Below are 15,010 nucleotides of genomic sequence, written 5' to 3' on the forward strand. Positions count from 1 at the left end.
AAATAATAAACTATAAATTAATAAACGTACCTAATTTTGTCTTAGCGTTGATGTTATTACGCTTAGTATTTCAATTACACCTCATACAACCTAAAACATCGCTCGATGTATGATTTCTAACCTAACTACTAATCGCTCAGGCCGTTGGATTTTGCTCCTGGCGGGGCTTACTGTCTCCATTGCCGGATACACACAGGATGCTGCGTCGTATCAAACACCCCCTAAGCCGCTGGCCGATCTGGTCACGGTGCCTGCCACTCCTAATGTCAGCATGTCGGGGAAAGGCGATCTGATGATTATGCTCGAACAGGCCGAAGTGCCGACGATTGCTGAACTGTCACAGCCTGAACTCAAACTGGCCGGACTTCGTCTGAATCCAGCCAATACGGGGCCTAGCCGCGCTCGGTACATTACGGGGCTGAAACTTCGGAAACTGACCGATAAAGATGAAAAAACGATTGCTGGTCTGCCCGCTTCACCCATGATCAGCTATGTAAGCTGGTCGCCCGATGATTCGAAAATTGCCTTTGCCAACTCGACCGATAGCCGAATCGATCTGTATGTGATCGATGTGGCAACGGCCACCGCTAAGCAGGTCGGGACATTGGCATTGAATGCTACATTGGGTGTACCGTATCGCTGGCTGTCGGACAATAAAAGTCTGATTGTCAAGGCTGTTCCGGCGGGTCGTGGATCAGCGCCAGAGGTTAGTCGGGTACCCGTTGGGCCTACGACACAGGAAAACGTAAAAGGCACACGCGGGCAGGCTCCAACGTACCAGGACCTGCTCAAAAATCCATCCGACGAGAAGCAGTTTGCCTATTATACTACGGCTCAGGTAATGAAACTGGGATTGGATGGTACCACGACCAACATTAGTCAGCCGGGCGTGATCCTGTCGGCCGACCCATCGCCCGATGGGAAGTATGTTATGATCGAAACCATCCATACACCATTTTCCTATCTGGTTCCGGTCTATCGGTTTCCGCTGAAAACGGAGGTGTATGCAACAACGGGCGCCTTGGTAAAAACGCTCAATGACAGCCCGTTACAGGAAACGGTAGCCTATAGCGATGGAGTGCCAACGGGCCCACGCGACTATACATGGCGGACCGATGTGCCAGCTTCTGTGTATTATATAGTCGCTCAGGACAATGGTGATCCAAAAGTAAAGGCCGACATTCGGGATAAGGTGTATCTGATCGACGCGCCTTTCTCGGCTGAACCGAAAGAAATTTATGCCGCCCAATACCGTTTTGGCAGTTTCGAGTGGGGCAACGAATCGACGGCGTTGGCAACCGAACGCTGGCGGCAGACGCGTAAATCGATCACCAAATTAGTCAATCCAGCTACCTGGCAGGCAACCGTTTTATTTGATCGTTCGTCCGAAGATCGGTACACCAACCCAGGTCAACCCGATACCAGGCAAAACCAGTATGGTCGTGATGTGCTGAACATTCTGCCAACGGGTGAAATTCTGATGCTGAACGGGCAGGGCTCATCGCCCGAAGGTGACCGTCCGTTTGTAAGCCTGCTGAACCTGAAAACGAAGCAAACGAAAGAACTTTGGCGGTCGGCTGCCCCGTATTTCGAACGGCCGGTTGCCGTCCTGGATGCCACTAAGCTGGTTATTCTGACCACGCGCGAATCGCCTGAGGAAAATCCGAATTACTTCGTTCGGAATCTGAAAGCCCGTATTGCCCCTATCCAGGTGACGTACTTCCCGCACCCGTATCCGCAACTGAAAGGTGTTCAGAAGCAGCAACTTCGCTATAAGCGCCCGGATGGTGTCGACCTGACAGCGACCTTGTATTTGCCTGTTGGCTATAAAAAGGAACAGGGACCACTGCCTACGTTCCTCTGGGCTTACCCGGCTGAATTCAAGAGTAAAGATGCGGCCGGTCAGGTATCGGGTTCTCCGTATCAGTTCAACCGAATTAGCTACTGGGGGGCAGCCGCGTTCGTGACTATGGGCTATGCCATTCTGGATAATGCCAGCATTCCCATTATTGGTGAAGGCGATAAAGAACCCAATGATACATACGTGGAGCAACTGGTGGCCAGTGCAAAAGCGGCTATTGACGAAGGTGTTCGCTTAGGGGTTGTCGATTCAACGAAGGTTGGTGTTGGAGGGCATTCGTACGGTGCCTTTATGACGGCTAACCTGCTAACGCACAGTCGGCTATTTAAGGCGGGTATTGCCCGTAGCGGTGCCTACAACCGTACGTTGACGCCTTTCGGTTTCCAGAACGAACAGCGTTCGTATTGGCAGGCGCCTGACGTCTACAACAAAATGTCGCCGTTCATGAATGCCGACAAAATGAAAACGCCACTCTTGCTGATTCACGGCGAAGCCGATAATAATACCGGTACGTTCCCGATTCAGTCGGAGCGGTATTACAATGCGTTGAAAGGCTTTGGGGCCACAACCCGGCTCGTATTCCTGCCTTACGAAAGCCACCATTACGATTCAAAAGAATCGCTGCTGCACATGCTGTGGGAGATGAATGGCTGGCTGGACAAATACGTGAAAAATCCAGCCACGGCTTCTCAATCTGGTAAAGCCGGGAAAGTAGGCGGAGGAAAATCGGATAAGTAAGCGATTGTAACTAATTTGTCATCCCGACCGGGACGCGTAGTCGCAGGAGGGATGACAAATTTTCAGGGCTTATATCTTTTCCAGCAAGCTTAAAAACTCCTGCTTTTTATTTCGGGAAACGGGGAGGGTTTTGTTGTTGGCCATGACCACTTCGCCACCATCGCCCCGAATGTAGCGTTGGACATACCGCAGATTGATCAGATAACTGTGGTGCACCCGGCAAAATCCTTTGGTTTCCAGCACATCTTCCACTTCCTTTAAGGTTTTCGAAATCAGCACGATCTGCCCGTTTTTGAGCGCAAAGCGTGTGTAACCACCATCCGACTCGCAGTAATAAATTTCCTCGCTATGAATGATCTGCAACCCTTCCATAGTCGGCAGCGCAATCCGATCGCCTATCCGCTGACTTTGCAGGTAGCCTAAAAACTGCTCGATGTTGGTAGGTGCCTGCGTCGACTGTTCCTGCTCAGCTTTGTTGACAGCTCGAATCAGTTCGTCTTTATCAACAGGTTTCAGAATGTAATCCAGCGCATTGTGGCGGATGGCTTTGATAGCGTATTCGTTGAAAGCAGTCGTGAAAATTACCCGAAAGCCGTTGTACTTACAGGCTTCCAGCATCTCGAAACCACTCATGCCCGGCATTTCAATGTCCAGAAAGATTAGGTCAGGACGCATCGACTCAATGGCACTTAATCCCTCCAGGCCATTCGCACAACTGGCCAGAATCTGAACAGATGGACAGTACCGTTTCAGCAGCAGCGTTAATACGTCGCGGCAGTGTTTTTCATCGTCAATTAGTAGAGCAGTCATGGTTGTTTGAGTTTCATGGTAAAGATAACGTTGGTTCCGGCCGGTTCGCCAGTGGCGCTCGTTAAGTCTGTAAAGTAGACGCCAGCATTTACGTCATACACTTCATTTACAATCTGCAATCGTTCTTCGGTAAGTGAATGTCCGTACGTCTTATGCGCTGTCAGGCCACGTAGCTGGGCTCGGGCAGATGCAGCGCGGCCAATCCCATTATCGGTTATTTCGATAACCAGATACCCATCCTGTTCGCGGCAGTCGACGCACAATGTTGGCTTATTGACATTCGGTTGTAAAAGCCCGTGCCGAATGGCGTTTTCAATATACGGATACGTGACCATTGGGGGAATGCACACCAGATCGGGATTTAGCGCATCACTGACCGTTAGCTGAAAATTAAACTGGTTTTCACAACGAAGCGACTCAAGCTCTACGTACAGCTTCAGAGCGGTCAGTTCATTGTTCAGCGTGACCCATTCATTGGCGGTATTGGCCATAATCTGGCGCATCAGTTTCGAAAACTTGGTCAGGTATAGCGAAGCCTGCTCCGACTCATTTTCCAGCACAAATTTATTAATCGCATTCAGGCTGTTGAAAATGAAATGCGGGTTCATTTGCAGCCGCAACGCCAGTAATTTCGTCTCGGCAATCCGTCGGTTATTGACAACCAGTTGTTGCTGAACCTGCTGATAAGCCTGTTCCGTTTCGACCCGACGGATTTTTTGTGCACATAGGGCGGCAATTTTGGTCAGAACCGTGAGATGATGAGGTCGGAAAAAGCCCCGTTTCGGATGTTCCGCATCAATTACACCCCACACACAACCGTTATGCCAGATCGGTACGGCAATCTCCGAAAGACGAACAGCGTCGTCGGCAATATATCGGCTATCCAACGCCGTATTTTCGATTCGTTCGGGCTTGCCAGTTTGGGCAACGCTTCCCACAATGCCCTCACCTACTGCTAGTTCGATAGGGTGATAGATGATCCCTGTAGTTGGACCTTTAGGGCCATGGGCTGCTTTTTGTATGAGAACGTTGCGACTTTTGTCAAGTTCATAGATCACACAGTCAACAAACTTCAGGCGGGCGATGCAGTTTTTGACCACGTCCCACAGCACTTCATCTACGGTGCTCTGCTCCAGCAGCGACATCGCGAAGAAGTTAATGATCCGTTCTATTTCCAGCTCTTCTTTTAAAGAGGGCTGGTATTCCGGCCTCGAAACTGTTTTTTTATCATTTGCCACAAGCAGTTTGCTGTATGAGAGTGAGTTATCAATGAACAAAGAAGCGGCTCTCTGGCGGAATCAACCAGCCTGAACCAATAACAGGTGGGTTTGGGTCAATAACTGGGCCAATTTGGCAATAACTTGCGGGAAATGTCCGCTAATAAAGGTCTAAAAACCTATTGTCGCCGTATTTCTGCCAGTTATTACTTTAAAACCACCAGTTGTTAATTCAGTATGGTAGAGAGGTATTACAGGTTGATATTTGTTTGCAGGTTAATAGATGTTGTGAATACCAGATCACTAACCGTATTTTGTAATTCCTAAATCATAGTATATTCGCTCGATTGAGGCACCAACCCACTGATAAGTGCCGGAGAATGTATGAGGCAAATCCAGAGTAAGCATCCAGATAACGTGAGCAACTGGACTTGGCGTAAATGTCCGATTGGATTGCTGATACTACTAGGGCTGTTCGGTAGAGGGTATGGACAGGTTCCGGCTATTTCGTTTCAACGACTGACCTTACAACAGGGGCTGGCTGCGAATTACACATCGGCAATTACCCAGGATAAATCAGGTTTTATCTGGATTTCGACGGTCAATGGCTTAAGTCGGTTCGACGGGTTACGTTGCCTTCGGTTTACTCGCCAGCCGGGCGATCCGCGATCCTTATCGCATCGGATTATTCGAACCGTTTTTACTTCCCGAAATGGTACCGTTTGGATTGGAGCTCAGGAGGGCTTAAATCAATATGAACCGGCTACGCAATCGTTTAAACGACATACGTTTAGTAAGTTGGGTGACGGGTGCGATTTCATACGATATATCGTTGAGGATCAGAGCGGACAGTTATGGCTGGCTACGAAAGGCGGGGTAGTCGGGTTTAATACCACTACCCAAAAATCAGTCTTACTTACCTTACCGGTTAGCTCGGCTTCATTGACAGACACCAAATCTATCCGACGGCTTCTGGCCGATGGACATACGCTTTGGATCGGCACCCAGGGAGGGCTTTTTGCCTACGACCTGCGTACAAAACAGGTGCGTTCGTGGCTGCCTGGTGAATACATCTCAGCGCTGGCCCGGCATCCCAAAACGGGCGAAATTTTGGTCGGCACGAATCAGGGTTCTTTATTACATCTGAATCCGTCCACAGGTGTACTTCAGCCTATCACTGAATTAAAGGTCCAGGAGCCGATTGCCTCAATCCTGTTTACACACGCGGGCGATTTGTGGGTGGGCGTTACCCGGAGAGGCCTCTACCACTTCGATGCGGCTAGTAATCGGTTCTTTATGTATCAAAACAATGAAGACAATCCGCGTAGCCTGATTTCCAACTCCATTACGGCATTGTATGAAGATCGGTCTGGTGTTGTGTGGGTATTGACCGACGATTCGGGGGTGTGCTGGTTCAACCCAACGGTCGAGAAATTCCACTCATTATTCGATGAGGTTGATTATAAGCCTATTAATACGTTAGGTTTTGACGCAGCCGGTATGTCAATTGATCGGGCCGATAATTCAGTCTGGGTTGCTACTAGGGACGGGGTCGCCCATATTAATCCTTACAAAAAAGCCTATCAACTGTATCACAATGAACCGGCGAATGCCAGCAGTTTACGAAATAATTTTACCTACTCCATTTTGGCCGATCAATCCAGGCGGGTGTGGGTTGGTACAAACAGTGGGCTGGACTGGCTGGACCCTATTGCAAATCGGGTAAAGCACATACCGAGTCTGTCGGGTACGGATACTAGCCAGATGGCCAATGCCGATAAAGCGATTGCGGGTGAGCAGGTATATGGATTGGCTAAAGCCCCGGATGGTCGCATATTTATTGGCACCAACGAGAAGCTTACTATTTATGACCCTCGAACCGATCGCTTTTCTAATCAGTACAACGACCCCCGCATTGCCAGGCTGCCCGGTAAAAATTTCAATACACTCTACTTCGATCGGGAGCAAAATTTATGGGTAGGAGGGTTAGGCCCTATTTATAAAATAAGCCCCGACTTACGGCTATTGGCCCAATACGTACATAGCGACGACCCCCAGAGCCTCCCTGACGATGGGGCGACAGGGTTTGCTGAAGATCGATTTGGACGAATATGGATCAGTACAGATGATGGCGTGGGATGCCTGAATCAGAAGACCGGTAAGTTTCAGGTGTTTTCGACCCGCCAGGGCTTGCCCCATTTCGATGCGTCGGCTGTCTTAATAGAAGGTGATACCGTTTGGGTCAGTACTAGCCGTGGATTAGCGTTAGCGGACGTACGGCATCCTAAGTTTACAGTTTACACGGAATCCGACGTGTATTCGGCAACCGAATTTGAATCAGGGTCCGTTGTTCGTGATGGAACGGGGAGAATCTATTTTGGGGCCATGCACGGGCTCGTCTATACTGACCCGGCCCGTATCCGAAAAAACCGGTTTGTTCCACCCGTATGCCTGACATCGTTTCGGGTAAATGCACAGGAGTTATTGCGTGATCCATCTGGTATTCCCGACAAACTGGAATTGCGGTACACGCAGAACATGTTTACGTTCGAGATGGCCGCCTTAAGTTTCGATACGCCCGGCGATAATCAGTACGCTTATCGGTTGGAAAATTTCGATACAGACTGGAATCGGGAAGGAAACCATGCTTTTGCCAGTTACACGAACGTTCCGCCCGGCGATTATGTGCTGCATGTGATTGCCTCCAATAACGATGGTGTCTGGAATCGGACTGGCTACCGGCTCCCGATAACCATTCAGGCTCCTTTCTGGCAAACCTGGTGGTTTCGGATTACAACCCTGGTTACGCTGCTTACACTGACAGGTTTTGTGGCTCGCTGGCGGGAGAAGCAACTGGCGGCTCAGCAACGCGAAAAAAGTGAATTGCGCGAACGGATCGCGGCTTCGGAAATGAAGGCGTTACGGTCGCAGATGAATCCCCACTTCCTGTACAACTCCCTGAATGCGATCCGGTTGTTTATTCTGCAGAATGACAGTGATAATGCCGATAAGTACCTGGTGAAATTTGCCCGGCTGATGCGGCTCATTCTGGACAACTCCCGGCTGGAATGGGTAACCCTAGATAGCGAACTGGAGCAGTTGACCTTATACCTGGAACTGGAACAACTTCGATTCGATGACCTGTTCGATTTTTGTATATCTGCCGACCCATCGTTGTCGTTGGGGAAAACGGCTATCCCGCCCATGATCATTCAGCCGTATATCGAGAATGCGATTCTGCATGGGATGGCCCATAAAAAGACCAAAGGCTGTATTCGGGTAACGATCGAGTCAAAGCCAACGCATCTGGAATGTACGGTTGAGGATGATGGTGTTGGTCGACAGCAGGCGCAGTTGCTCAAGAAACAGGCGTCGGGCCACAAGAGCGTGGGCTTACGCGTAACGGAAGATCGACTCCAGCTGATCGGTCAGCGAAGCGGTCAGGCCGCTGGTGTGCAGATCATCGATAAATACGACGAGACCCAACAACCTGCCGGTACGCTCGTGGTGATTCAGCTTCCGTTTACGAGCCAACAGGCAGAGTAAGCGCGTGTGCTGATCTACAGCCTTTGGACCTAATGCCTCAATTTAGGCTCCTATTTGATATTCGTAAGTTATTGCTTGAAAAACGTAAGTCGTGTGAACTGGAACGGCGCTAATTTTATGATTACTTTGACTAACTCTTAAACCAGTCTTTTCATGGGGAAATATAGTCTGAAAATCAATGGTAAAACCCAACAGGTGGATGTCGATCCAGCCACCCCGATGTTGTGGGTTTTGCGCGACCACCTTAATCTTCAGGGAACCAAGTATGGTTGTGGCATCGCTATGTGTGGAGCCTGTACGGTACACCTCAACGGGACGGCGGTGCGCTCGTGTCAGTTGCCGGTATCGTCGGTAGGCAAGCAGGAAATTACCACCATCGAAGGCTTATCGGCCAAAGGCGATCACCCGGTTCAGAAAGCCTGGCTCGAACACGACGTGGCCCAGTGTGGCTATTGCCAGGCTGGGCAGATTATGACGGCAGCCGCCCTCCTTCGCGATAATCCCAAACCGAGCGATGCGGATATTGAAGCCGTCATGAGCGGAAATATCTGCCGATGCGGTACATACCTGCGGATCAAAGAAGCTATCAAAGCAGCAGCTAGAAAGTAACCCGTAACCCTGATCGACTATGAAAAATATGCAAACCACTAGCCGTCGTTCGTTTCTGAAATCGTCGGCACTCGCGGGGGGAGGAGTGCTGTTCAGCTTTACCTGGCTTTCGAGTTTTACCCCAGCCGATAAACGGGAAGCCATGAATCTGCCCGACCAGTGGACCGAACTGACCGGTTATATTAAAATTACGCCCGATAATGTCATCAAAATCATGTGCCCAAACCCCGAATTTGGGCAGAATGTGATGACGTCCCTACCCATGATGGTGGCTGAGGAACTGGATGCCGACTGGAAGGCTGTGATCGTTGAAATGGGGCCACACGATAACACCAAATTAGGGCCACAGTTTACGGGTGGCAGTAATTCCGTTCGGATGTACTGGAAACCCCTTCGGGAAGCTGGGGCCACAGCTCGACAACTGTTGCGCCAGGCAGCGGCTCAAACCTGGAATGTGCCTGTCAATGAAGTGACGACCAAAGCCGGTGTATTGCATCATTCGAGCGGGAAATCGGCAAAATATGGCGAAATGGCTGGCAAAGCCGCAACCCTGGAGGTGCCCAAAGGTGTATCGCTAAAAGCACCAAAGGATTTTACGGTCGTTCGCCAATCGAAGAAAAATGTTGAAGGTCAGAAGATCGTGACGGGCAAGCCGTTGTTCGGTCTGGATTATCGGGTAGATGGTATGCTCATTGCCATGATTCAGCATCCACCTGCCTTCGGTATGAAACTAAAGTCGTTCGATGCCTCACAAACGCTCAAAATGCCGGGTATTAGTGATGTGTTCAGCCTGAAATTGTACGAAGATGGTTTCGAGCAAGGTGGTTTCGATGTTCGTACGTTCAACGATCTGCTGGTCGTCGTGGGCAAATCGACCTGGGAGGTCATGAATGCTCGTAAAAAGCTAAAGGTGGAATGGGAGCCTGTCGGTGATACCAAAGATACGATGAGCGGCCGGGGTGGAAAACGGGAAGTTACGGTTCCGGGTGGGCTTGAAAGCACGGCTGCCCAGCTTGAAAAAATGGGGGCGTGGTCCAAAAAAACGGCTCAACAATTACGGAAAGACGGCGACCCCGAAACCGCGTTCAAAAATGCGGCTCAGATTATCGAACGCACCTATACTGCGCCATTTTTAGCCCATAACTGCATGGAGCCGATGAATTTCTTCGCCCACGTTACGGATGAAAAAGCATTACTGGTAGGCCCCTTGCAAGCACCAGGTTGGGTAGAGCCTACGCTGTCGAAATTGCTGAACTTGCCCGCCGACAAGATTGAGATACAGATGACACGGATGGGCGGGGGCTTTGGACGACGGGCGTATGGGCAATATCTCTATGAAGCGGCTCTGATTTCCAAACGAGCCAAAGCACCGATCAAGCTGATGTACACCCGCGAAGACGACATGACCTACGGTATTTACCGGCCGATGTACACAGCGACCTACCGGGCAGCTTTGGATGCGAACAAAAACCTGATTGGGTTTCATGTGAAGGGCGGAGGAATACCTGAGCACCCTGTGCATGCTAACCGTTTTCCGGCGGGTGCGGTCGATAATTACCTGGCCGAGGGGTGGGAAATCCCTTCCAACGTGACTATTGGGGCTTTCCGGGCACCGCGCTCGAACTTCAATGCCGCTGCCGAGCAATCGTTCCTGGATGAGGTAGCCGAAGCGATGGGTAAAGATCCGATTGATTTTCGCCTGGAGTTGCTAAAACGGGCCAAGGAGACTCCGGTTGGTAAAAACAATGAATATGACCCCGACCGTTATGCGGGCGTATTGCAATTAGTGAAAGAGAAATCGGGTTGGGGTAAGCCCGAAAACGCCAACTATAATCGGGGAGTAGCGGCTTATTTCTGCCATAATTCATATGCTGCCCATGTGGTCGATATGGTTACGAAAGACGGCCAGCCCTATGTGGAAAAGGTGACCAGCGCTATGGATTGCGGTATCGTGGTTAACCCCGATGCGGCTACGAACATGGTACAGGGGGCGGTGGTCGATGGGATCGGCAATGCGTTTTACGGTGCACTGACGCATAAGCAGGGAGCCGCCGAACAAACTAATTTTAACACCTATCGGATGATTCGCCATAACGAAGCGCCTAAAAAGATAGACGTTCATTTTGTTCAGAATGACCTCGACCCAACCGGACTTGGTGAGCCTCCTTTCCCACCGGTTTTTGGCGCCGTAGCCAATGCGTTGTACAAGAATACCGGCAAGCGGTTTTACAATCAGCCGTTCAGCACCGGTCTATCAAATTCCTGATAGAAAGTAAGTCAAAAAGCAAAAGCCTTGAATGATCCGTTCAAGGCTTTTGCTTTTTATCTACTCATATCGTGTTTATGACTGGCTACCGGAGGGCAAACAAATCATTGACGCCCAGCATCCGTCGGCTGATGAACCCTTCGCCAAATTCGGCACCGATCATATGGCCGTGCTCACGCGTGCGGGCTTCCAGAAATTTCATGAACGGTTCACCCGAAATATAGCTTTGCGGCTCGTTACTGTCTGGATTGAAAAACTGGCTTTGATACGCCTGAATAGCCGCCAGCTTTTCATCCCAGTAGGGTGTAATGTCAACCACAAAATCGGGTTTCAGCGAACGGTCCTGAATGAAGTTATAGACTAAAATAGGTCGGTGCGCTTCCTGCGGTTGCCCATCTTTGCCAACAGTTTTTATTTGCCGAAGCCCCGAATAGAAACAGGCATCAGCCACCAGTTCGGAAGCTCGACCGTGGTCAGGATGGCGGTCGTCGGGCGTATTGGTCAGAACAATCTGGGGGCGAAACTGACGGATCAATGGAATGAGCGCCAGTTGATGTTCTTCGTCATTGCGGAAAAAACCATCGCGGAATCCCATATTCTCGCGGGCACTTAACCGCATAATTCGAGCTCCTTCTGCGGCTTCCTGCGCCCGGATTTCGGGAGTACCCCGGGTGCCGAGTTCACCACGTGTCAAATCAACAACGGCTACGGTTTTGCCTTGCGAGACCAATGAAAGAACCGTGCCTGCACAGGTCATTTCAACATCGTCGGGGTGGGCCGCAATGGCGAGTACATCTACTGTCATGAAAGAGGTTATGTTGTCTGGTGGTTTACGCTATAGGCTTGTTTCTATACAATCAACGTGTCTGCCGATTTGTTCCAATGTGCTTTTAAAAACGACCCGGTGACGATTATTTCCGCTAAACATAGTATTATTGGCGCCCTAACCATCGACTACCTATAACCCTGACCTATGTCGTACAAAGCACTAGCCCTTCAACTAACCTGTCAAACCGTTAATTCCTTTCAAACCCGTGAAGAAGCCGAAACAAAAATGCTGGAAACCGTTCAGCGGGTTGAACAACAAATTGCAGCCTCGATTGCCGTTATTGGCAAAGAAACGCTGCTGGTGGTAGTTCCTGAATATTTTCTGACGGGTTTTCCGACGGATGAAACGGTAGAGCAATGGGTCGACAAGGCGGCTTTAGAAATTGATGGTCGGTTGTACGAAGCGATTAGTGCCATGGTACAGCGGCAACAGATTTATTTTTCGGGTAATGTGTACGAACAGGACCCATTTTTCCCGGAGCTGTATTTCCAAACCAGCTTTATCATGGGACCGAATGGGGATGTACTTTTGCGCTACCGGCGACTGAATGCATTGTACACACCAACACCGCACGATGTCTGGGAATTATACCTGGAGGCTTACGGGTACGATTCCCTGTTTCCGGTTGCGAAAACGAATATTGGTAATCTGGCCTGTATTGCATCAGACGATATTCTTTATCCCGAAGTGGCTCGCTGCCTGACCATGCAGGGCGCCGAAGTGCTGATTCATTCGTCATCAGAATTTAGCAGTCCGTTGCCTACGCCCAAAGCGATTGCCAAACAGGCCCGGGCCATCGAAAATATGGCGTATGTTGTTTCGGCCAATTCGGCTGGGTTGGTCGGTAGTTCCATTCCCGGAAATACAATCAATGGCGGCTCCTCCATTATTGATCCTAAAGGGATGATTTTGGCACAGGCCGGTTCGGGTGAAAGCCTGGTTGCCAACGCCGACATTGACTTGGCGGCTTTGCGTGAGTTCCGGCAACGACCATCGGCGAGTAATTTGCTGGCGCGTAACCGTACAGAGCTATATGCCGAAAGCTATACAAAGCATACGACTTACCCGCCCGGCACCCTCCTGAGCCAACCCGCCGAACGACAGCATTTTATACGTACCCAGCAGGAAGTAATAAAGAAGTTGTATAGTTAGTTTCAAGGTTAATGTTTCAAGTTGGCTGACGCTAGGCTGACTGATGCGTCAGCTAACATGAAACATTAAACCTGAAACAGCAATCAACTCTCAACAGCTTGCGCTTTTTTCCGCCGTCGGGGGAGTCGGAATAGGTTGCTGCCTGCTTCTTCGGGGGTTTGATCACCGAGTAGTACACCCCAGGCGCGTAGGCTGTCGACCCGATCGAAAATGACTTTCATAATGGCAATGGCCGGAATCGACAGAAACATGCCGGATACACCGGCCAAGGCCCCACCAATAAGCACACCCACGATAGAAACCAGCGCATTGATCCGAACTTTAGACGCGACGATCAGGGGGACCAGCACGTTGTTGTCGATGAATTGAACGAACAGAAATATACCCACAACGCCTAGTATGACCGATATTTCTGGATTGGTGCTAAAGGTGATCAGAACCGTAAGCCCCGTTGCCACCAGGCCACCAATGTAGGGAATCAGATTAAGAATAGCCGCCATTACACCCAGTAGAATGGCATATTGTACGCCCAGGATAAGAAGTCCTATTGAGTTCATAGCCGCTACGCAGGCCGTTTCGATCAGTAGGCCAACCATATAACTCTGTATCACCGCTTTCACTTCGCCCATAATCTCCCGAACCCGTCCGGTATGTTTTTCCGGGAACAATACAATCACAAAATGTAAGAGCATGGAGCGATAGTAAAGCAACAGGAACACATATATGGGCATAAGCAGCATGGTGCCTAGTGGACCAGTGACGATACCGAGCGTATCGGGGCTTTGTAATGTGCTAAGCGTTTGCGCCTGTGCTTTCTGGATGTACTTGTCCTGTTGCCGATAGCTGACATTATACTCTCGACGTACCCAACGTTTGGCATCCCGAATAAAGTCGTTCAGGTGGTCACGAATTTTGGGAATATCATCCGTGAAGTCGGACAACTCTACGGAAATCAGTACGGTTATCCCTGCGATGATAACGATTGCGATTAATAACGCCAGGCTGATTGCAATCACTTTATGAATGCCAAGCCGGAGAAGTCGATCTTCAATGGGCCGAAGCAGGACGGCAATCAGGCCCGATAGCGCCAGCGGAACCAGAATGTCCTGGCCTAAATAAATTCCGGCTGTCAGAATGGCCAGGGCCAGCAGGGAATGCGAAAATTGGTGATAGTGAGGGCGTACAGATTGGTCGGTCATGAGGTAGTGAGGGTTTAGCCCATCAACAGTAAACGGTGAATTTTGTTCAGAGAATGCTTACTTCGAACGAACTATATAGGGCAGCGAAGTTGACAGTTTACAGGAATGTATCACCTGATCTCTGTTGTTTTAAGCGGGGGCGGCCTGTCGGAACAAAAACTTACCGTATTTTTGTGGATTGATTATGACACCAACAATTCGAGATATTGCCTATCAGCTTCGGCAGGGAAAACTAATTGCCCTGGCCGACGAAACGGGCTGGTCGCTGGCCGCTGACCCGGTCAATGATACCGCTGTGGCACAATTGCTGTCTTTGGTAGCCCTGATACCTGCCGGACTAAAACCAACGGTACTGATTCAAAATACAGATCAGTTAGGATTGTACGTCCTCAAACTTCCCGATGTAGCCTATGACCTGGTAGAGTTCGCTGAAAATCCGCTCACCGTGGTGTACGATCAGGGAAAAAACATCTCGCTGTTACTCTGGAAGCAGGGACAACCCGCCGAACAGGAAAATATAGTGGCTGGCGAGGTGGCCGTTCGTCGGGCGTTAAACGCTGATATACAGCGGCTATTAGGGAGTTTTAGCCGAGGACTGCTTACATTGCCTTTCGAGTCGCTGGAGTTGCCTAAAGCTGCTGAATCGATCATTGCCGAACGATTTGGAACGCTTCCCGGTATGCCCAAACGGCCGCGTATCATGCGGTTGAAAACAAACGGTGAAGTGAATTTTATCAGAAAATAAAAGGGTTTACAGTCTACGGTATTCGGTTTACACCGGGC

General features: G+C 49.9%; 10 protein-coding genes. 6 read left to right on the forward strand and 4 right to left on the reverse strand.

Going from position 1 to position 15,010, the window contains the following annotated elements:
* The first annotated feature begins 109 nt into the window (after positions 1–109).
* Positions 110–2,599 carry a S9 family peptidase gene (locus ACYVFD_RS02000; RefSeq protein ID WP_461088003.1) on the forward strand — a complete coding sequence of 830 codons (2,490 nt, stop codon included), beginning with the start codon at positions 110–112 and terminating at the stop codon, positions 2,597–2,599.
* 69 nt (positions 2,600–2,668) lie between these two features.
* On the opposite strand, the gene ACYVFD_RS02005 is transcribed toward ACYVFD_RS02000, so the two are convergent.
* Both ACYVFD_RS02005 and ACYVFD_RS02010 read right to left on the reverse strand, forming a co-directional pair.
* The gene (locus ACYVFD_RS02005; protein WP_461088005.1) at positions 2,669–3,409 is read right to left on the reverse strand and encodes a LytR/AlgR family response regulator transcription factor; all 741 of its coding nucleotides are present in this window, start codon (positions 3,407–3,409) and stop codon (positions 2,669–2,671) included.
* Positions 3,406–4,647: a histidine kinase gene (locus ACYVFD_RS02010; RefSeq protein ID WP_461088007.1), complete on the reverse strand. Its 1,242-nt coding sequence runs from the start codon at positions 4,645–4,647 to the stop codon at positions 3,406–3,408. The genes ACYVFD_RS02005 and ACYVFD_RS02010 overlap by 4 nt, the downstream gene beginning before the upstream one ends.
* Before the next feature lie 432 nt (positions 4,648–5,079).
* Here ACYVFD_RS02010 and ACYVFD_RS02015 point away from each other — a divergent pair, with 432 nt between their 5' ends.
* From ACYVFD_RS02015 to ACYVFD_RS02025, 3 genes are all read left to right on the forward strand, one after another.
* Positions 5,080–8,172: a ligand-binding sensor domain-containing protein gene (locus ACYVFD_RS02015; RefSeq protein ID WP_461088009.1), complete on the forward strand. Its 3,093-nt coding sequence runs from the start codon at positions 5,080–5,082 to the stop codon at positions 8,170–8,172.
* A gap of 153 nt (positions 8,173–8,325) precedes the next feature.
* On the forward strand, positions 8,326–8,781 hold the full coding sequence (locus ACYVFD_RS02020; RefSeq protein WP_461088011.1) for a (2Fe-2S)-binding protein: 456 nt from the start codon (positions 8,326–8,328) through the stop codon (positions 8,779–8,781).
* Between the two features lie 19 nt (positions 8,782–8,800).
* Positions 8,801–11,047: a xanthine dehydrogenase family protein molybdopterin-binding subunit gene (locus tag ACYVFD_RS02025; RefSeq protein ID WP_461088013.1), complete on the forward strand. Its 2,247-nt coding sequence runs from the start codon at positions 8,801–8,803 to the stop codon at positions 11,045–11,047.
* An 85-nt stretch (positions 11,048–11,132) separates the two neighbouring features.
* Here the strand turns inward: ACYVFD_RS02025 and bshB1 are convergent, their stop codons facing one another.
* Positions 11,133–11,852: a bacillithiol biosynthesis deacetylase BshB1 gene (gene bshB1 / locus ACYVFD_RS02030; protein WP_461088015.1), complete on the reverse strand. Its 720-nt coding sequence runs from the start codon at positions 11,850–11,852 to the stop codon at positions 11,133–11,135.
* A 168-nt stretch (positions 11,853–12,020) separates the two neighbouring features.
* On the opposite strand from bshB1, the gene ACYVFD_RS02035 reads away from it, so the two are divergent.
* A complete protein-coding gene (locus ACYVFD_RS02035; protein WP_461088017.1) occupies positions 12,021–13,028 on the forward strand; it encodes a nitrilase-related carbon-nitrogen hydrolase in 1,008 nt (335 codons plus the stop codon).
* 83 nt (positions 13,029–13,111) lie between these two features.
* On the opposite strand, the gene ACYVFD_RS02040 is transcribed toward ACYVFD_RS02035, so the two are convergent.
* Positions 13,112–14,227: an AI-2E family transporter gene (locus ACYVFD_RS02040; RefSeq protein WP_461088018.1), complete on the reverse strand. Its 1,116-nt coding sequence runs from the start codon at positions 14,225–14,227 to the stop codon at positions 13,112–13,114.
* Positions 14,228–14,411: 184 nt separating this feature from the next.
* On the opposite strand from ACYVFD_RS02040, the gene ACYVFD_RS02045 reads away from it, so the two are divergent.
* Positions 14,412–14,972 carry a Sua5/YciO/YrdC/YwlC family protein gene (locus tag ACYVFD_RS02045; RefSeq protein ID WP_461088020.1) on the forward strand — a complete coding sequence of 187 codons (561 nt, stop codon included), beginning with the start codon at positions 14,412–14,414 and terminating at the stop codon, positions 14,970–14,972.
* Positions 14,973–15,010 lie beyond the last annotated feature (38 nt).

The sequence above is a fragment of the Spirosoma gilvum genome, from assembly GCF_054776815.1.

What these genes read in the sequence shown, in the direction of transcription:
- ACYVFD_RS02000 (WP_461088003.1), top strand. Translation starts at nt 110, where the DNA reads ATGATTTCTAACCTAACTACTAATCGCTCAGGCCGTTGGATTTTGCTC.
- ACYVFD_RS02005 (WP_461088005.1), bottom strand. Translation starts at nt 3,409, where the DNA reads ATGACTGCTCTACTAATTGACGATGAAAAACACTGCCGCGACGTATTA.
- ACYVFD_RS02020 (WP_461088011.1), top strand. Translation starts at nt 8,326, where the DNA reads ATGGGGAAATATAGTCTGAAAATCAATGGTAAAACCCAACAGGTGGAT.
- ACYVFD_RS02025 (WP_461088013.1), top strand. Translation starts at nt 8,801, where the DNA reads ATGAAAAATATGCAAACCACTAGCCGTCGTTCGTTTCTGAAATCGTCG.
- bshB1 (WP_461088015.1), bottom strand. Translation starts at nt 11,852, where the DNA reads ATGACAGTAGATGTACTCGCCATTGCGGCCCACCCCGACGATGTTGAA.
- ACYVFD_RS02035 (WP_461088017.1), top strand. Translation starts at nt 12,021, where the DNA reads ATGTCGTACAAAGCACTAGCCCTTCAACTAACCTGTCAAACCGTTAAT.
- ACYVFD_RS02040 (WP_461088018.1), bottom strand. Translation starts at nt 14,227, where the DNA reads ATGACCGACCAATCTGTACGCCCTCACTATCACCAATTTTCGCATTCC.
- ACYVFD_RS02045 (WP_461088020.1), top strand. Translation starts at nt 14,412, where the DNA reads ATGACACCAACAATTCGAGATATTGCCTATCAGCTTCGGCAGGGAAAA.